Genomic DNA, 17,404 nt, shown 5'->3' on the forward strand with positions numbered 1-17,404 from the left:
GTTGTCATGAAAAGACTTTTGTACCATTTGGGCTTTGCTGTATTCCTCATCGCCGCCATGATGGGGATGTTGAGTATTCGCGGAGGACTTGTGGATCAAGCGGAGATGGAATTCGAAGTGGTGCCTCTCATCATCTTCGATCTCATTTTCCCAGTAGTGTTTGGGATGTTATTCGCTCTTCCTTTTCTATGGCGTAGATATAGAGCGCATAAATTGAAAGGTTTCATGTGGCCCGAGTTCATCGGAATCGGTGTGCCCAGTTTATTCGTTGCTGTTTCGCACTGGTTGTATTACACGAACTTTCCGCTGAATCCGGTGACGAAATTTTTTGCGATGCATGCTATTAATGGTCCCATTCTTTTTGGCTTCATTTTCGGCTTTACCCTGATTCATTGTATTAGAAAAAGGGAAGACGCAGAATGAAAGTCATTTTTAAAATGATGCTTGCTGCTCTATGCCTCCTTTCGGCCTGTTCCCCTGGTGCAGGCGAAGGGGGACGTTTGAACCTGAAGCAGGTACTCACCATGAATCCAGACGCTGACTACGTGGAACTGGAGAACGGAGAAGTATACACCCATGGAGCGGATTGGGTCAATGAGAAGAACCTGACAAAAGGGAAACAAATCGCAGAAATAGAAAAAGGGATGGCGAGCGACTTGCCTGTGGGTACCATCCTGTATGTATCGAAAGAGATCCCAGCTATATTGTTGGCCGAGTATGATGGCAAAACAAAACGCTACCAACTGGCCATGGGAGAATAAGAGGAGGCGCAGTCTATGCAAGAGAAAGTAGCCCTTGTGACAGGGGGATCCAAAGGACTTGGCAAGGGTATAGCTTCAAATCTGGCAAGCTCTGGTGTCACTGTCATCATAAACTTTAATCGTGATCAGGAGTCGGCGGATGCGGTCGTACACGATATACGTGAAAAGGGCGGACAGGCTTTTGCCATTCAGGCCGATGTGACGAGAGAGGAAGAAGTGAATCGTCTGGTCGCAGAAGCAGAAAAGCAAACGGGGCGTCCGATCAATATTGTCGTGAACAATGCGACAGGTCCTCAACCGGAATATTCCCTGGAAGAAGTAACTTGGGACGATTATCTCGATCAGTTGCTATTTACGACAAAGGCACCACTATTGCTCACAAAAGCCGTTTTGCCTTCGATGAAGGAGGAGAAATGGGGACGGATCATCAATATAGGAAGTGAAGTGGTCGAGCTCGGCAATGCGCATTTTTCCAATTATGTAACGGCGAAGTCAGCGGTCGTCGGCATGACGCGGTCGTGGGCCAGTGAACTCGGCGAACATGGCATCACGGTCAATGCGGTCCACCCTGGTTTCACCCCCGTGGAACGGCATGGAGAGGTATCAGAAGAAACAGAAACGTCTTATCTCCGTGATGTACCTTTGAAACGAATGGGGGAGCCGCAGGATATCGCGAATGCTGTGCGCTTTTTAAGCAGCGATGATGCGTCATTCATTACAGGTCAGAACATCAGCGTCAATGGAGGGAAAACATTTTAGAAGGGTGTGTGATCGGGGTGAGGATGAACAAAGAGACGAAAACACGGACAAGCAAGTGGATTAAACGGAACGCACGACCACTGGAAGCGGCCCGTTGGCATGCTTTGATGGAGGGCGGTTTGAAGAGTGAAGTGATCCATTACATACGCGCCTTCCAGAACGAAGATGGAGGTTTCGGGCACGGCATCGAACCGGATTTCTGGCTTCCGGAATCTTCCCCCATGGCGACATGGGCGGCCGGGCAATACTTGTACGAATTGGATGTCGCTTCTAAGGAACGCGTCGTCCTTGATATGCTCTCCTACCTGCTTGAAACGTACGATGAAGAGACAGGGATGTGGCCATCTGTGCTTCCTGAACATAACGATCATCCTCACGCGCCGTGGTGGCATTGGAAAGAAGGCGTCCAGGAAAATTGGATGTTCAATCCCGCGGCGGAACTCGCCGGCTTTCTTATCCATTGGTCGTATGAAGACAGTGAAGGTGCGAAAACGGGGTGGGCGAGTGTTGAAAAAGCAGTCGCCCATTTGATGGCCATCGATTTGATGGACTTTCATGAAGTCAACTGCTTTCAACGGTTGATGAATGTGCTGTTCCGTCATAAGGACAAAGTCGCTGCCCACATCCCTTTTACATTCGAAGAAGTGAATGCCAAAACGGTCCTTCTTGCCGAACGGTGCATAGAAAAGGACCCGCAAAATTGGGGCAGCAGCTACAAACCGCTTCCGCTCGATCTCATCCATTCACCGAAACATATCCTTGCTGAAAAGCACCCGCGCCTATTGAAGGAAAACCTGGATTTTTATTTAGAAACGATGAATGAAGAAGGAGTCTGGGACCTCTCGTGGGATTGGGGAGACGACTCCGAAGCTTTCGCCGTCAGCAAAAGGCAGTGGCAGGGAATTTTGGCTGTCGATCGTTATCAGAGATTGAAAGCATTTGGTCGATTGCCGGAATGACAGGAGGACCCTGTCCTCACAGGGTCCGTTCAGATGGAAAGAAGGAGAAAAGGAATGAAAATCATAGACTTGAAGCACATGTCCACCGAAGACAAGGTGGATTTTTTTCATACCCATTGGGGTGGAACAAAAATGGTCATCTCAAGTGGTGTTTATGAATGCCCGGAACTTGCCGGATTTGCCGCTTGGGAAAATGAAAAGATCATAGGGTTGATTACCTATGTGAAAAAGGGGAGGGAGTGTGAGATCGTCTCCCTCGACAGTTTGATAGAAAACAAAGGCATCGGGACATCGCTCACCCAGGCTGTAGAAGCTGAAGCAGAGCGGCTCGGATGTCATTCCCTCCGTGTCATTACGACGAACGATAATATAAGAGCCCTCGCTTTCTATCAAAAACGCGGATACCGTATATGTGAAATCTTCCATGATGCCGTCCAGCGAGCGCGGGGAATGAAGCCGGAGATTCCTACCGTAGGCAATCACGGCATCCCGATTGTTGATGAACTTTTATTGGAAAAGGAGATTTGATGGCATGCGGAAGTGGAAGTTGGTAGGTTCGCTTCTCGTTCTAAGCGGACCTGTGCTCATCCTCTCCGGCATCCAGAATACCTTCCTCGTCCTCTCCCTGATGATGCCGGGGGTTCTGTTTCTCATGTTGAACGCTTTGATAGAGAAAAAAGAAACGAGTTTACGATGCAGGATTGGCCTCCATACATATGAACGTGTTCGTTGGAAAGAGGATGGACCTGGAGAAATCATAGAATGTAAGCGATGTGAAAAAAGAAAAGAAGTGATGAGAGGCTTTTAATCTTATTTTTGAATTTAGGAACAGGAGGAGGGACCTTTTATAATGAATGCTAGAAAACTTGTTGAACCTACTATAGAACTCGAGGAATCTTACCTTTGTTTCTATAACGAATGGAAGGATAGTGGAGAACCGATGATTCCGTGGTCGTTGAAGAAGACGGGATTGTCGTCAAAAGGTATTGGATCGAGTTATGAGATCATCCTGAAGGGGTGGAACGATGGAAGTACATCGAAAAGAAGTGCATGGATTGGCAGGTAAGATCGCCTACACCTATATCCAAAATGGTTCGGATCGCGTTTGCTTCATGTTTGCAGGAAGAGGGTACAGTTACGACCGTCCCTTGTTTTACTATTCCACGATGAAATTGATTGAAGATGCGTTTGACATTGTCCACGTCCATTATGATTATGCCCCCTCCTTTTTTGACCAACCTTGGAAGGAGATAGCGAAGCTGATAGAGCGGGATGTTTCTGCGGTGGTAGGAGATGTACTCCATCAAAAGGAATATCAGCATGTGTGTTTTCTTGGGAAATCGATGGGAACGCTGCCCATTGCAGAAGGATTGATTCATGACTACCAAGGGGCGAGGTTTGTTCTGTTGACTCCTTTATTCAAGCACGACCTCTACAAAAAGCCGCTCACACAAACGAGTGCGCAGGTGTTGGTTTTTGTAGGAGGTCAGGGTCATCACTATATCCAAGATGTGGTGGAAAACTTGGCGGGACGGTCGAATATGCGAATCGAAGTTCTGGAAAAGGCCAATCATTCGTTGGACCTGGCCGATATGGATACATCAAGCTCTATAGAGGTTATGAAGCAGGTGGTCGAATCCATCGGGACGTTCATGAAGGAATAGGGGAGGTGGGAATATGAAAGGTTTGTTAATCAAAGAACCATGGATCGACATGATCTTGAATGGTGAAAAGACGTGGGAAATCCGTGGCACGAATACGAAGCAGCGAGGAACGGTCGGGTTGATCAAAAGTGGGACAGGTCAAGTGTTCGGAACAGTGGAGATCGTGGACAGCCGACCATTGACGAAAGCAGATTACGAGAAGAGCACAAATCACCATGGCATCCCGGAAGAGGACTGTAAGCAGATGCCGTACAAACAGACGCACGCCTGGATGCTACAGAACCCGGTTCTTTATGAAGAGCCGATCGCATATACACATCCGCGGGGAGCTGTCATTTGGGTCGATTTGGAGAAAGCGATGAAGAGAAAAGTTTGACTATCTACATACCGCAAAAGCCCATCCCTCGTTATGAGAGATGGGCTTTCGCTCATCGTGGGATCCATATTTTTGAAAAGTCGAAGTGACCAAACGACTGAAAGCTGACGTCCTGAATCATCGGGTGAAATGTCCGGACTTTTATAGGATGGTACTGGAAAATCAACAGATGCTGCTTTCGTATGTACGTTTCAATCTCATCCATCACCCGCTCACGTCCTTCATACGATTCCTGCCTTTTGAAAACTTCGAGTCTGTCATCGATCCACTGCAGTCCCCATGCCGGGAAAAAGCGCCGGAAGAAGAGGTTCTTATTATAAAAAGCTCCTAGAAAAGAAAGATGGGGGTCGAGCGATGACACTTCTCCCATGAAAATCAAATCCACGTCTTTGCCCATGCCTTCCGCATAAAAGTTAGAAAAGTTGAAGGAGTGACGTTCGAAATGGATGCCATATTCCGCTCCTCTTTTCTCGAGCCACTCCGCTTCTTTTACGGCATTTGGGAATTCAAGGTGAAACAGCTTCAATGTTTCTCCGTCATAGCCGGATTTTTTCAACAGTTCTGGAATCAGAGAGCTCTTTTTCTCCAAGTGTGTGGACCTTGGAGGAACGAAACTGCTGGCTTCCACATACTGACTCTCTCCGTGCAAATCAGTGGAATCACCGAAAGGGCGCCACCCGAAAGAATCCGCCATCCTTCCGATATCCAGAAGGTGATAGACAGCTTCCCGGAAATGAGGATCCTGTATGATGTTGTCTTTATGAAAATTGAACGTCAGGAAGCGGAAGCCGGTCTCGACTTCGTGCTTCTGGGCAGGATTCACGTCTTCGCCGTCTGCCACCGTGAAATGGATGATACTCGCAGCTTCCTGGGATACTTTGAAAAATTGGACTTCATCAAGGAGCGGACGTTCTTTGAAATAGCCATCGAAGGCGGCGAGCACGAGCTTGTTTTCCGTACGCTCCTTTAAATAAAACGGCCCTGTCCCGATCCACTCATGTTCATCGAAGGGCGTTCCGGAAGGCAGAATGCACAAATTCGATGCCGCCATGTATCTCGGGAAAAAAGGATTCGGTTCGTCTAGATGAATGATGACCTTATAACGCCCTGGACATTCGATGCTCCCAATGCCTTCTGTCAGCCATGACGTGGAGGCTTCTGTGTTCATTGCTCTTGCTAAGGTGGATCGGACATCCTCACTCGTCAGCTCTTCGTCGTTATGGAACCGTACCCCTTTCCGTAAATGAAACGTCCATGTCCGGGACGAATCATCGACCTCCACATGATGGGCGATATGGGGAAGGATTTCATCTTTATCCGCATCATATTTCAGCAGCGGATCGCCGAGCTGTTCAATTAGATGGGCTTCGAATGTAATGGATACTTCCAGTGGTTCGAGTGTGGTCAACGACCGTGCCATGAAAGCATGAAGCACGTCTTTCGGACTGCTTTGCTCCCTGTAGCTAAACATCTTGCGGATATCATAGGACGCTTTCGCAATCCACGACTTCGGGATCGGGAGGCGCAGCAGATGGGCCGCCTCATCCAATTCGTCCTGCTCCACACATGCGGTGACGAAATCCTCCACTTCCTTTTGGAACGGTTTCGGAAAAAGGAGGGTGGACGGTTTTCCCCGTCCTTTACCGGGAATGTACGTAAGCTTTCCATTCGCTTCTAATTCTTTCAAAATTCTCTTCGCATTTTTCTGAGAGCAGTACCAAATGGTCTCGAGCTCCTGAAGCTTGAAGGCGATCGTTTGGTTCTCTTCCCGATCATACAGATGGGCTCTCAGCGAGAAATAGCGTTCGTCGAGCATCTTTACACCTCCTAAAAGGGGACAGATTTTTCTAAATTGTACCCTTTTTACCCCTTTTTGGAAAGCCCATAATAGAGGGAGCAAAGGGGGAGATCTTATGTTCAAAGAATTGCATCCCAACATCCGGATTCGTATTTATACATCTTTTCTAAGCCGGGTCGTTGGGGCGGCTGTATTTCCATTCATGGCCATCTATTTTACAAAAGAAATCAATGCGATGGTCGCAGGCGTGCTGCTTCTGATCCAAGTCGCCGCCCAGTTCCTGACGGGGCTATATGGCGGGTACTTGGCAGATATCATCGGCCGGAAACGCTTGATGGTGACAGGGGAGATCCTGAAGCTCACGGCATTCATCGGCATGTTCCTCGCGAACTCTCCGTGGTTCCAATCGGCCTGGGTGACGTTTTTCATGCTGCTGCTCATCGGTATAGCCGGGGGACTCGTGAACCCAGCGGCTGAAGCGATGCTCATCGATGTCAGCACGAAAGATTCACGGGCGTTTATGTATGCGATCAACTACTGGGCGATCAACATGTCGATGATGATCGGACTCATGATCGGCGGCTGGTTTTTCGAGAGGAACCTGTTCGAATTGATCGCTGTCCTCTTAGGGATTAGTTTGCTGACGCTCTGGATGACGAGCACGAAGATCACCGATACATACGTCGTGAGCGAAGAAAAAGTGAGGGAAGGGTACGGACTGAAGCCGGTGTTGAAAAATTACAGCCTCGTCATGAAAGACGTCCCGTTCCTCGCGTTTACGATCGGAGGGATTGCGATCCTGGGCATCGAATTCCAGCGCAACAATTTCATTTCCGTCCGTTTAGAGCAGGACATCGCCTCAAACATGATGGATCTCTTCGGCATGTTTTCTTTTGAATTGGACGGCATCCGGCTGTTGAGCCTGTTGACGGTGGCGAATACTTTGTTCATCGTCCTGTTCACATCATTATTCTCGAAATGGATTAAAGGAAGAAAAGAAGAAACGATCATGTACGCTGGATTCGCCTTGTTCGGACTGGGCTATGCCTTCCTCGCGTTCAGCAATCATATCCCGGGCCTTTTCATCGCTGTCATCGTCCTTTCCATCGGTGAACTGCTGTATGTACCAACTCGGCAGTCCATCCTTGCCGATATCGTTGATGATACACGACGGGGAGCGTATATGGCTTTCAACGGACTCGTTTTTCAGTTCGGAAAAATCCTCGGCGCTTTGGGGATCATCATCGGGAATGTCATCGGAGGTTACGGAATGGCTGTCCTTTATGTTGGGCTCGTGTTCGCAGGCATCCACTTTTCAAGAATGGCGATCCGGCGCAGGAAATCACCGGAAGAAGTCGTTCTTGAGGCGAGTGGTTCATGAGGGATAAACGGCACTAGTGTACAAATCACCAACCTCGAAGGTATTCGCACACCCCTGTAGGGAGAAATATAGAGCAATCACAAACAGCCCCCGGTAAAAAACAGGGGGCTGTTTCATGTTAAAGCTGACCATCATACCAGGAAAAGTAACCGAAATAGAGCGAGACCGCAATCGTCACCCCGAGCATCCCGAACATCATTAAAGGAAAAAGCCAATCTTTCTTCTGCACTTTCATCGGACGGTAAAACGTGCGATTCTTCGCACCGGTGAACCCTTTCGATTCCATAGCGATGGCTGTCCGTTCGGCTTTTCGGATCGCACCAGCCAGAAGGGGAATCGCGAACCTTTGATACTGAAGCATTTTTTCCTTCATAGAATCCGGGCGGTTGACACCGCGGATGCGATGGGCTGCGCGGACCTGTTGGAATTCTGTCTTCAACATCGGCAAAAATCGATAACCAGCCAGCACGCCGTAAGCAATTTTCGGTGGCAGTTTCAATTGTTGGATCAGACTAAGAATGAAGTGGACCATGTTCGTTGTGAACAGGAAAAGTAGCGACAAACTAGCGAACGCAAGGACTCTTAACCCTAACGCAGCCGCTGTCCAGATGTCTTCAGATGGAATCTCCATCCCAAGGAAAGAAACATAATCGGATGTAGCGCCCGCGTTATCGGAAAAGACGATCGTCGTCCAGAACATTCCGAAGGCGAACAGGGTGAACGGAATGAAATAGTACACGTAGTATCGCTTCTTGAACGTCCCGAACAGGAAGGTGACGATCACTGTCCACACGATGTAGAGCAAAGGCGTGACAGGATCGAACACAAAGGCTAGGAGGAAGACAGCCCCCATTATCGTCAACGCTTTGACCGTCGGATTCAGATCATGAAGAAACATATGCAGGTTCCTTCCGCTCTGAAATTCGCTTCCATTGTTCTCTTGGAGGCAGCTCCAGGTGATGGGAGGCCAAATCTGGAAGGTCCCAGAGTTTTTCCGGCTGACCGTCAAAGCTGATTTCGCCTTCGTTCATGACAAGCACTCTTGTCGCGTATTTATCCACGAGCTCCATATCATGCGTAATCATGACGATCGTCGTCCCGTTTTCGTGTTTTTCTTTCAGGAGGGACATCAAATCTAAAGTCGACTTTTCATCCTGTCCGAACGTCGGTTCATCAAGGAAAAGCATACTCTGATCTTCGATGATCATCGTCGCGACACTTAAACGCCGTTTCTGTCCCTGACTGAGAAGGAAGGGATGCTGATTCTCCAGTCCATCCAGCCGGCAGAACTTCAATGTCTCTTCGACGATCCGTGTCCATTCCGCTTCCTTCATCCCGGCATGACGCAGACTGAAGGCGACTTCCTCATAGACCGTATCCGTAATGAATTGGTGTTCCGGATTTTGAAAGACATACCCGATCTCTTGCCGCATTTCATTCTCTTTCCATTTCTTCAGGGCGCGGCCGTGCAGGGAGACCGTCCCCTTGGTAGGATTTTGGATGCCCGCAATGATTCTCGATAAGGAAGATTTTCCGCTCCCGTTCTTGCCGACGACCGCCACCCATTCACCCTCATGAAAAGTGACGTTGATGTTCCGCAAAATCGACTTCCAATGCACATCTTCTGCTCTCAACAATTCCTTACCAGGTTTCGTTGAATGAGCGTTCTCTACTATAGGGTAAGACGGCATTTCCCTGATGTGAAGTGGGTAGGGAGGCGTCCATCCCTGTTCTAAAGCTGTCCTTGTCGCGTAAGGAAGCTGGATGCCCATCTCATGAATTTCCCGTGAGTACGTTTTCAAATGATCGTGGAGTGGACCATCGTAGGCGAGCTCTCCATCATCATTGATGATGAGGACTCGATCCAACAAGTCCAGCCAGCCTTCCAGCTTATGTTCGATGACATGCAGGGTGAAAGAGAGCTCCTTTTTCAACCTCTTCAAAAGCTGGATGAATTCCTTCCGCGCTACCGGATCCAGGTTAGCCGTTGGTTCATCAAGGATTAACACCTCAGGTTCCATCGCGATTATGCAGGCAAGGGCGACCTTCTGTTTTTGTCCGCCGGAGAGATCAGAAATATTCGCGGTTTTGTAAGCTTCCATCCCGACCGATCGTAAAGCCGTATCCACTTTTTCCACCATCGAAGAATAAGGGGTATTCAAGTTCTCAAGCCCGAAGGCCACTTCATCTTCGACGGTGATCATGCAGAACTGCGTCTCCGGATCTTGAAATACGACTCCCACTTTTTGCGCCATGGCCCCCGCCCGATACGAATCTGTCCGTCGTCCCTTTACGAGAATTTCTCCGTTCATGTTGCCATCTAATTCACGTGGGTAGAGCCCATTCAGACAGTGGGTGAGGGAGCTTTTCCCCGACCCGCTCGGACCGAGGATCAGCACGTTTTCTCCCTCTTCGATGGAAAAACTCAGACGCGACAGCACAGGCTTCTCCCTTTCCTCATAACGGAGGGTGAGGTCCTTGACGCGGATCACTTCCTGACTCATGCCGCATGCTTCCTTCGGTATTCTTTTCCAAGTGCGAAGCTTGAAAGGACACCCGTCTTCGCCAAGGCGTCACTGAGCGCTTTGCCTGCGACACCTGAAATGATGGCACCGCTGATGATGCGGGCGATGAACATGGCAACGACATACCCTGTGCTGAGCGCTGCGTAGCCGGAAAGGAAGTAGCCCCAGACGAAGCTGAACACGGCGGCCATAACTCCGGCAAGCATGAGGGTGAACAGGTCATAACGCTTGTACCTCGTCATGGCGAAGGCCGATTCTGCACCGAGCCCCTGGATCATTCCTGAAACGAGGAGCATAGGACCGACCGCATTACCGAGCAGGACTTCAACGGCTGCGGCAATCGTTTCTGATAAAAACGCGGCGCCGGGTTTGCGGATGATATAAGCCGCGATGATGGATACGATGAACCAAATGCCGAAGATAAGATCATAGCCGATCGGTCCGAAAAAGCCGACGAGAATTTTTCCGACCGGAAGGAACGCCAGATACACGACCGCAAAGACGACAGAAAGGACGGACATGACGACGATTTCTTTCAGTTTCCAGCTGTTCATGCGCGCTCACCCTTGTGGGAAGGGCTGTTGGCGGAGACCGTCACGGTCATTACCGTATGCGAAGAGCCGCTCGCTTCCGTCTCCCTGAACACATCTTCAAGTCCTGTGAAAATGTCACTTGTTTCTCCGTCGAGACGGGTGGAATAGTGGGCGGGCGTAACTTCGACGCCTTTTTCTTTCATCGCTTCGATCTGACGGTAAATCGTGTCCATATAATCGCCGCCACCCATCGGATACAAAGAGAACTTCGCCGCTATGCGCTGTTCGATTCCCTTGGATTGAGGCTTGTTCAAACGTTCCTCTGATTCATCCATATGGACGTCGCCGGACGAATCTCCCGGGCAGCCGATGGAAAAAGTGCCTTGAAAAGCGACATGAACCCCCGTTTTCGCGATATGTAATAAAATCGCTTCGGTGACATCAAAGACATGCTCCATCCGGCCGCGCACGGTGGTCGTGACGTCATCCGTCTTCATCCATACCTTCGAGCTGTCCACCTCATTCAGGCTCGCCTTGATGTAATCCACGAATTTGTCTGCCATCGGGTGCACGGAAAACGAGCACCCCGCGATTCTTGATGTTCCACAATGGTTTTCCATTTCTTATTCCTCCTTTTTTTGAGCACAAAAAAACTGCATCCCACGGGAATGCAGTCTACCAATCATAAGGAAGAACCAGTATGGTCCTTGTGAATGACGACCGCACTTCCCCACGCTAGTATTATCTAGTTCGGGTTCCAAGGGTCAGAATGTTTCCTCTCAGCCGCTTCAAGCAGCTCCCCCAGTGCAAAACGCGTATGCAGTTCTTGTACGTTGCTTCCATCGTAGCGAAGAGTCATAAATTTGTAAACCATCTTTTTTTAAAAAACAAATGGACCGGATCGCCAAATGGCGGGTCCGGTCCATTCCTTATGCTTTGGACAAGCGTAACTTCATCACATTCTGATCTATGAAACAATCGATATAGGGTACGCGTTCATAAGGGTAATAGCTGACGGAGGTCGGTGTCACTTCCATCTTTTGATACAGGTCCTCTGTTGAAGCCACATCATTCAAAACCAATTGGACGTCTTCACCAGTCAACGAGGAGAACTTGGCTGAAGTGTAACCTTCACTTTTCATAAATTGGAGTAAATCCATTATAGTCTCCTTATTATCTGACCTCGAACCATACATTTTCCCTGAATAACAATATCCGAAACATCGGTCATGAAAAACATTTCACGACATCTCTCTAACTGTTATTCTACTATAATAAGACAAAAGAAGGAAGCCTAGAGTTTCGACAAAAAAACAGGCGCTTATCCGCGCCTGATCGATCATCAATAATAAGGGGAAATCATCAAGTAGACGATGACTCCAGTTAGGCTGACATACAGCCATAATGGCATCGTCCATCGTGCGATCTTCCGGTGCTTGTCCACTTTCATCGCGAGCCCGCGGAACAAAGTAAGCAGTGCGAGAGGCACGATGAGTGCAGCCAGTACGATATGGGTGATCAAAATGAAATAATAGATCATCGCGATAATTCCTTCACCGCCGAATGACGTGGACTCCGCCATCGAATGATACGTCAGGTATGAAACGAGGAAAAGAGCCGTCGACGTGAATGCAGCGAAAATGAACCGCTTGTGCCACTTGACGTTTTTCCTGATGATCATGAACAAGGCAGCGAGCAGGAACACGAACGTAAAGGAATTCAAGACGGCATTCAGCAGGGGAAGGAGTTTAATATTGAACCCGAGATCCCCATCAACTTTTGGTAAGAACAATAAGGCCACAACGATGAGGTTGATAGCGATGGAAAGCCCCACGACCCATGGGACGTAATTGAATTTTTTCATGGTATCGATCCTTTCATAACTCTTTATATATAGAATCCTAGTTAAGTATAAAGAATATAAGGGGAGAATGCTATGACAGAAAACGCACAATTTGTCGATCGAGCCAATTGGGATGGAAATATCAGCGAGAGTCAGGAACAACGAAAAGAGAAGTCATTGAAAAAGAGATGGGGCAAAAGCTCCATCTCTTTTTCTTCGTCCTGGGTGAATAGGCAAACCGATGACGACGAAAACCCATAGGATAATACACAGAAAGGAGGGACTTCTATGTCTGAAAGAAACTTGTTCCTCAGATTCATAGGCACAGGGCTTGAACTCATTGTGTCAGGCTTCCTCGCCATCCTTTACACATCAACACAGGACACAGGCCGTGGCTTCGATCCGAACCCGGTCTTTTGGAGAGCCTTCATCATCATCCATGTCTCGCTTCTCATTCTCATCCCGCTGCTTGCGAAAGGGAGGACGCTTGGTATGCTGTTGACGCACCTCACCATCGAAACGAATACAGGGAAGCCGCCGACCATCATGCAGATTTTCATCCGTGTCATCCTGGGGTTCGGTCCGGTCATCCTTACCCAGGGAATGTGGTATTGGATTTCCTTTGTCACCGGGTTAATGGATTCGAAAGGGAGAGGGTGGAGTGAGATCGTCTCTTTTACGACGATCAAATGGAAAGAGCCCCCGTTGGAATAAGAGGCTTAGGCTCCCGCTGCTTTCCGGTATCGGAACAGACTTGCCCCTATAAAGATGAATGTGATCAACACGAGGATCCACATCGCATCACGGTATGCAGAAAAGGATAGGGACTGGATCCACTCATGATAAAGTTCAATGGTGAGCCAACCGATGGGGAAGATTGGTGCCGCTTTTGCATAGGAAGCATTCAGCACTGCCTTTCCTTCCTCCGTTTTTCCCTTCTGACCCCATGAAAAGCGTAATAGATAAACGAGCGCTGCTAAAAAGATAGGTGTCAATATGATCCCGATGATCATCATTTTCGTTCCCCCTTCTCCAGGTGTTCCCTGATGGTTTGATCCAAGTGTTCATTCATAGGATCTTTCTGTCCGAAATTCTTAAGTCCTTGTCCGGTGAAGTAACCGGCTAAAGCGATACCTGCGGCCAGAATGACGGCATCGAGTGTAAATTCCATCTGAAATACTCTCCGTTCGGTTATTTCTCTATATTCTATACGCTTAGGATGGAGAAAGGTTTCAGGGTAGGCCCTTTTTCTGATGTTTCATTAATGAACATGGAACACTCTCTGCTTACTCTTAATAAAAAAGACAGAAAATTCCTTCAATTTATTTACGAAGTGACCTTGAGATGGTAAAATTTATCACTGTAATGAATGAAAGAATACAAAGGAGAGAGGACAATGGGAAACGATCTACTCTATGCAAAATCATATTTTGAGAGATTGCCAGAACTTGGAGATTTAGCGCCAGAAGCGTTCAAAGCTTTTGTAGCGTTTGATAAAAAAGCGCTCGAACCAGGAAAGCTGAATGGTAAATTGAAAGAATTGATTGCTGTAGCGGTTGCTCATGTGACGGGATGCCCTTATTGCATCGATTTGCATGTAAAAAATGTGAAGAAACAGGAAGCTACTAAAGAAGAAGTGTCAGAAGCGATTCTTGTAGCAACAGCACTGAAGGCAGGTTCTGCGATCGCACACAGTGTCAATGCATTGAATACATACGATGAAAAAGGTGACGATGCTTTATACAAAGCCTCTTACTTCGACCGTCTGAAAGAACTTTCCAACCTTAATGGGGATGCCTTCCATGCGTTTGTCGATTTTGATCAGCAATCTATGAAAGAGGGAGCGATTTCCGCTAAAGATAAAGAACTCATTGCCGTAGCGGCAGCCCACACAACAGGCTGTCCTTACTGCATCGATGTTCATACGAAAGGTTCGAAACAGCAGGGTGCTACTAAAGAGGAGGTAGCGGAAGCGATTTTTGTTGCTACGGCATTAAAGGCCGGTTCGGCTATTGCTCATAGTGTGAATGCGTTAAATGCCTACGATGATGAATAAATAGAACACTTAATAAACGAATATAAGTTTCCAGTCATAGAGGCGGTTCCCTGGTTGAGGAACCGCCTATTTTATATAATAAGTGAGCGGCAAGCAATTTTCAGGTGGTGTCCTTATAAAGTCATCTTCTGTTTGATTCTACAAAAATTAAAAGATATGAAAAAACACATTGACGAAAACGTTTACAAGGGGTATAGTTTACACAAGGTAATCGATTACGTAAACGATTAAGTGAGTTTCAGAAATGAGGATTAACCATGGTTTCCATTAAAGATGTTGCGAAAAAAGCCCAAGTCTCTACAGCAACCGTATCTCATGTGATCAATGAGACAAGATTTGTAGCAGATGAAACTAAACAGAAAGTGTACCTGGCGATGAAGGATCTGAATTACCACCCGAACCGAATTGCAAGAAGTCTCAGAAGCCGTAAATCGAATACGATTGGACTTTTAGTTCCGTTAGTTGCTGAAGATACATCCAATTTCTTTTTCATGAGCATTGCGAATGGAATTGAAAAGGTGTTGAAAGAGAATGGATATAACTTAATACTTAGTAATTCCGATGAAGATGAAGGAACGGAAAAAGATCAAATCCGTGTTTTTAATACGCAATTGATTGATGGGTTGATCATTGCTCCTGTAAACGGGAAAGATTCCGCATATAAGCAGGAATTAACGGGTGACTATCCCGTCGTCTATATTGACCGTCATCCGAGCGGGATTGAAGGAGATATGGTTGTTGTTGATAACCTGCGAGGTTCCTATGAAGCTGTCCAGGCTCTCCTTAACAAAGGATATGAGCGGATCGGCTTTATCACAGGAACTCTGGGGATTACCACAAGTGATGAACGCTTGAATGGGTATAAAAAAGCCCTGGAAGAAAAAGGGGTTTCTGTGAGGGAAGAGTTTATTAAAGAAGGGCCAGCCACGTTTGAACAAGGCTATCAGTTAGCGAAAGAACTTCATGAAGCAGGGGTAACGGCTTTGTTTATTGCGAATAACGTCATGACCATGGGCGCTGTTTCTTACCTTAAGGAACACCAGGTCAACATTCCTGAAGAAATCGGCATCATAGGCTATGACGATTATGATTGGATGAAGATCACGTCACCACCTTTATCAGTAGTCAGGCAGCCGGCGTTTGAAATTGGAAAAGTAGCCGTTGAGCAGCTGCTTAAAAGAATTAATGGGTCACAGGAGAAATATACAGAAGTCATGCTCGATTCAGAGTTGGTACAGAGAGGTTCCTTTTAAAGAGAACCTTCTCTTTTTAACCATAAGGTAAACGATTACGTAAACGTTTTTATGGAATGGAAGGTAGGCAGGCTTTCAATTATGAAATGGGAGGTACGGAGGATGAAAAGATTATCGTATTTATTGGCAGGGGTTCTAGTTGTGTTGATGCTAGCAGCTTGTTCAAGTGACAGTAACGCGAATTCAGAAGCAGATAGCGGGAATTCCGGTTCGGGGGAAAACACATCAAGTGACACGGTAGAGACTGGTTCCGTTGAAACAAGTGTTGAAGCTACAGGTGAGGAAGATGTCACACTTGATTTTTGGATTCACCAGACAGGTGAAGACGAAACGAATGCTTACATTGAGTTGATTGATGCATTCAACAAAGAGCATGACGACATTCACGTCAACGCAGAAGTCATCATTGATGACGGAGCAAGTGCTTACAGTGATAGTATCAATGCTGCTCTTGTAGCAGGCAACCTGCCAGATGTGATGGCCGTCGACGGTCCTTATGTCTCAAGCTTTGCTGAAGCTGGAGTGATTCAGCCGATTGATGACTATGTGGACGATGAAAAGAAAAGCCAATATGTTGATTCAATCATTCAACAAGGTACTTACAACGATCAACTCTATTCCTTAGGAGCCATGGAAGCTTCTGTCATGCTTTATTACAACAAAGATTTGTTGGAGGAAGCAGGGATCGAGCCGGCTGAATCTATAGAAGAAGCGTGGACATGGGATGAATTGATGGAGAATTCCAAGAAACTGACAACCGAAGACCGTTATGGACTGAACTTGTTCATGAACTACGGCGTTGGTGAATGGTTGACGTTTATGGGTGCGCCGCTTGCCTGGTCGAATGGGGGCGCGTTGATTTCCGAGGATGGTACGAAAGTGGATGGATATTTGAATAGTCCGGAAACTATTGAAGCTTTGAACTATGTGAAAGATCTTTTCGCTGAAGGTGTGGTGACCGATAGTCCTGGTGAGATGCAGTTCGAGGAAGGAAATGCTGCCCTTGCTTTAGGTGGTCCGTGGATTGCTGTTTCTGCTGAAGACGCAGGCCTGAACTGGGGGATGATGCCGTACCCTTACAAAGATGAAAAAGTGTCTCCATCCGGAAGCATGGCTTATGCGGTCACAAATAACACAGAAAATCCTGAAGCAGCTGTCGAGCTAATGAAGTGGATGACGAATGAAGAAGCCACTATTAAAATTTCAAAAGCTACAGGCATGCCGCCGGCACAGAAATCTGCCTTCGATAACATGGAGAAATTCAATGAGCTTCCATGGAGCATCATGAAGGAACAAGTCATTGAAACGGCTCATGCCCGCCCGGCTACACCGGCTTATCCGGTATTAACAGATGCCTTTGCTCAATCTTTCCATGCCGCTGCGCTGGGTGAAGATGTAGAGAGTGTGGTGGAACAGCAGGTGCAACGTGTGGAGCGTGAATTGAAGCGTTTTGAAGAATAGTCCAAGGGAGGAGCGGGGCCTGTGAGTGCTGCAGG

Annotated in this window: 23 protein-coding genes, 1 pseudogene and 1 riboswitch; of the genes and pseudogenes, 15 read left to right on the top strand and 9 right to left on the bottom strand. The window is 47.5% G+C overall.

Features of this window, described 5'->3' with window-relative positions:
* Positions 1-6: 6 nt before the first annotated feature.
* From GLV98_RS01925 to GLV98_RS01965, 9 genes and pseudogenes are all read left to right on the top strand, one after another.
* Positions 7-423 carry a hypothetical protein gene (locus tag GLV98_RS01925; RefSeq protein WP_160911556.1) on the top strand — a complete coding sequence of 139 codons (417 nt, stop codon included), beginning with the start codon at positions 7-9 and terminating at the stop codon, positions 421-423.
* On the top strand, positions 420-761 hold the full coding sequence (locus GLV98_RS01930; RefSeq protein ID WP_160911558.1) for a hypothetical protein: 342 nt from the start codon (positions 420-422) through the stop codon (positions 759-761). The genes GLV98_RS01925 and GLV98_RS01930 overlap by 4 nt, the downstream gene beginning before the upstream one ends.
* A gap of 15 nt (positions 762-776) precedes the next feature.
* Positions 777-1,520, top strand: coding sequence for an SDR family NAD(P)-dependent oxidoreductase (locus GLV98_RS01935; RefSeq protein WP_160911560.1), 744 nt, complete (start codon positions 777-779; stop codon positions 1,518-1,520).
* A 23-nt stretch (positions 1,521-1,543) separates the two neighbouring features.
* On the top strand, positions 1,544-2,479 hold the full coding sequence (locus GLV98_RS01940; protein ID WP_202409908.1) for a hypothetical protein: 936 nt from the start codon (positions 1,544-1,546) through the stop codon (positions 2,477-2,479).
* Positions 2,480-2,533: 54 nt separating this feature from the next.
* Positions 2,534-3,007, top strand: a complete 474-nt coding sequence (locus tag GLV98_RS01945) for a GNAT family N-acetyltransferase (protein ID WP_160911564.1) — start codon at positions 2,534-2,536, stop codon at positions 3,005-3,007.
* Positions 3,008-3,011: 4 nt separating this feature from the next.
* The gene (locus GLV98_RS01950) at positions 3,012-3,287 is read left to right on the top strand and encodes a hypothetical protein (RefSeq protein ID WP_160911566.1); all 276 of its coding nucleotides are present in this window, start codon (positions 3,012-3,014) and stop codon (positions 3,285-3,287) included.
* A gap of 42 nt (positions 3,288-3,329) precedes the next feature.
* Positions 3,330-3,443 (top strand): annotated as a pseudogene (locus GLV98_RS20070) (GNAT family N-acetyltransferase); the annotation flags it as partial.
* Between the two features lie 61 nt (positions 3,444-3,504).
* Positions 3,505-4,143, top strand: coding sequence for an alpha/beta family hydrolase (locus GLV98_RS01960; RefSeq protein ID WP_160911570.1), 639 nt, complete (start codon positions 3,505-3,507; stop codon positions 4,141-4,143).
* Between the two features lie 13 nt (positions 4,144-4,156).
* Positions 4,157-4,519: an ASCH domain-containing protein gene (locus tag GLV98_RS01965; RefSeq protein WP_160911572.1), complete on the top strand. Its 363-nt coding sequence runs from the start codon at positions 4,157-4,159 to the stop codon at positions 4,517-4,519.
* Between the two features lie 52 nt (positions 4,520-4,571).
* Here GLV98_RS01965 and GLV98_RS01970 read toward each other — a convergent pair whose 3' ends face one another.
* The gene (locus tag GLV98_RS01970; protein WP_160911574.1) at positions 4,572-6,335 is read right to left on the bottom strand and encodes an ABC transporter substrate-binding protein; all 1,764 of its coding nucleotides are present in this window, start codon (positions 6,333-6,335) and stop codon (positions 4,572-4,574) included.
* Positions 6,336-6,432: 97 nt separating this feature from the next.
* On the opposite strand from GLV98_RS01970, the gene GLV98_RS01975 reads away from it, so the two are divergent.
* The gene (locus GLV98_RS01975; RefSeq protein ID WP_160911576.1) at positions 6,433-7,698 is read left to right on the top strand and encodes an MDR family MFS transporter; all 1,266 of its coding nucleotides are present in this window, start codon (positions 6,433-6,435) and stop codon (positions 7,696-7,698) included.
* 118 nt (positions 7,699-7,816) lie between these two features.
* Here the strand turns inward: GLV98_RS01975 and GLV98_RS01980 are convergent, their stop codons facing one another.
* The 6 genes from GLV98_RS01980 to GLV98_RS02005 form a co-directional block, all read right to left on the bottom strand.
* Complete coding sequence (locus GLV98_RS01980; RefSeq protein WP_160911578.1) at positions 7,817-8,596, bottom strand: energy-coupling factor transporter transmembrane component T family protein; 780 nt, start codon at positions 8,594-8,596, stop codon at positions 7,817-7,819.
* Positions 8,583-10,202 (bottom strand): ABC transporter ATP-binding protein, encoded by a 1,620-nt coding sequence (locus tag GLV98_RS01985; protein WP_160911581.1) that lies wholly within the window; start codon positions 10,200-10,202, stop codon positions 8,583-8,585. Before GLV98_RS01985 ends, GLV98_RS01980 begins: the two co-directional genes overlap by 14 nt.
* Positions 10,199-10,777, bottom strand: a complete 579-nt coding sequence (locus tag GLV98_RS01990; RefSeq protein ID WP_160911583.1) for an ECF transporter S component — start codon at positions 10,775-10,777, stop codon at positions 10,199-10,201. The genes GLV98_RS01985 and GLV98_RS01990 overlap by 4 nt, the downstream gene beginning before the upstream one ends.
* The gene (locus tag GLV98_RS01995) at positions 10,774-11,376 is read right to left on the bottom strand and encodes a YkoF family thiamine/hydroxymethylpyrimidine-binding protein (RefSeq protein WP_160911585.1); all 603 of its coding nucleotides are present in this window, start codon (positions 11,374-11,376) and stop codon (positions 10,774-10,776) included. The genes GLV98_RS01990 and GLV98_RS01995 overlap by 4 nt, the downstream gene beginning before the upstream one ends.
* A 90-nt stretch (positions 11,377-11,466) precedes the next feature.
* Positions 11,467-11,569: riboswitch (TPP riboswitch) on the bottom strand.
* 116 nt (positions 11,570-11,685) lie between these two features.
* On the bottom strand, positions 11,686-11,916 hold the full coding sequence (locus GLV98_RS02000; protein ID WP_160911587.1) for a hypothetical protein: 231 nt from the start codon (positions 11,914-11,916) through the stop codon (positions 11,686-11,688).
* Positions 11,917-12,098: 182 nt separating this feature from the next.
* The gene (locus GLV98_RS02005; RefSeq protein ID WP_160911589.1) at positions 12,099-12,620 is read right to left on the bottom strand and encodes a DUF420 domain-containing protein; all 522 of its coding nucleotides are present in this window, start codon (positions 12,618-12,620) and stop codon (positions 12,099-12,101) included.
* A gap of 72 nt (positions 12,621-12,692) precedes the next feature.
* Here GLV98_RS02005 and GLV98_RS02010 point away from each other — a divergent pair, with 72 nt between their 5' ends.
* The gene (locus tag GLV98_RS02010) at positions 12,693-12,860 is read left to right on the top strand and encodes a hypothetical protein (protein WP_160911591.1); all 168 of its coding nucleotides are present in this window, start codon (positions 12,693-12,695) and stop codon (positions 12,858-12,860) included.
* Positions 12,861-12,887: 27 nt separating this feature from the next.
* Positions 12,888-13,313 carry an RDD family protein gene (locus GLV98_RS02015; RefSeq protein WP_160911593.1) on the top strand — a complete coding sequence of 142 codons (426 nt, stop codon included), beginning with the start codon at positions 12,888-12,890 and terminating at the stop codon, positions 13,311-13,313.
* 5 nt (positions 13,314-13,318) lie between these two features.
* Here the strand turns inward: GLV98_RS02015 and GLV98_RS02020 are convergent, their stop codons facing one another.
* The gene (locus tag GLV98_RS02020) at positions 13,319-13,615 is read right to left on the bottom strand and encodes a hypothetical protein (protein WP_160911595.1); all 297 of its coding nucleotides are present in this window, start codon (positions 13,613-13,615) and stop codon (positions 13,319-13,321) included.
* The gene (locus tag GLV98_RS02025; RefSeq protein ID WP_160911597.1) at positions 13,612-13,770 is read right to left on the bottom strand and encodes a hypothetical protein; all 159 of its coding nucleotides are present in this window, start codon (positions 13,768-13,770) and stop codon (positions 13,612-13,614) included. Before GLV98_RS02025 ends, GLV98_RS02020 begins: the two co-directional genes overlap by 4 nt.
* 225 nt (positions 13,771-13,995) lie before the next feature.
* Between GLV98_RS02025 and GLV98_RS02030 the strand changes: the two genes are divergently transcribed.
* From GLV98_RS02030 to GLV98_RS02040, 3 genes are all read left to right on the top strand, one after another.
* Positions 13,996-14,655 carry a carboxymuconolactone decarboxylase family protein gene (locus GLV98_RS02030; protein WP_160911599.1) on the top strand — a complete coding sequence of 220 codons (660 nt, stop codon included), beginning with the start codon at positions 13,996-13,998 and terminating at the stop codon, positions 14,653-14,655.
* Positions 14,656-14,912: 257 nt separating this feature from the next.
* Positions 14,913-15,908, top strand: coding sequence for a LacI family DNA-binding transcriptional regulator (locus GLV98_RS02035; protein WP_160911601.1), 996 nt, complete (start codon positions 14,913-14,915; stop codon positions 15,906-15,908).
* A 102-nt stretch (positions 15,909-16,010) separates the two neighbouring features.
* Positions 16,011-17,369: an ABC transporter substrate-binding protein gene (locus GLV98_RS02040; protein ID WP_160911603.1), complete on the top strand. Its 1,359-nt coding sequence runs from the start codon at positions 16,011-16,013 to the stop codon at positions 17,367-17,369.
* Positions 17,370-17,404 lie beyond the last annotated feature (35 nt).

This window comes from Halobacillus litoralis, from assembly GCF_009856415.1.
GTDB lineage: Bacteria > Bacillota > Bacilli > Bacillales > Halobacillaceae > Halobacillus > Halobacillus litoralis_C.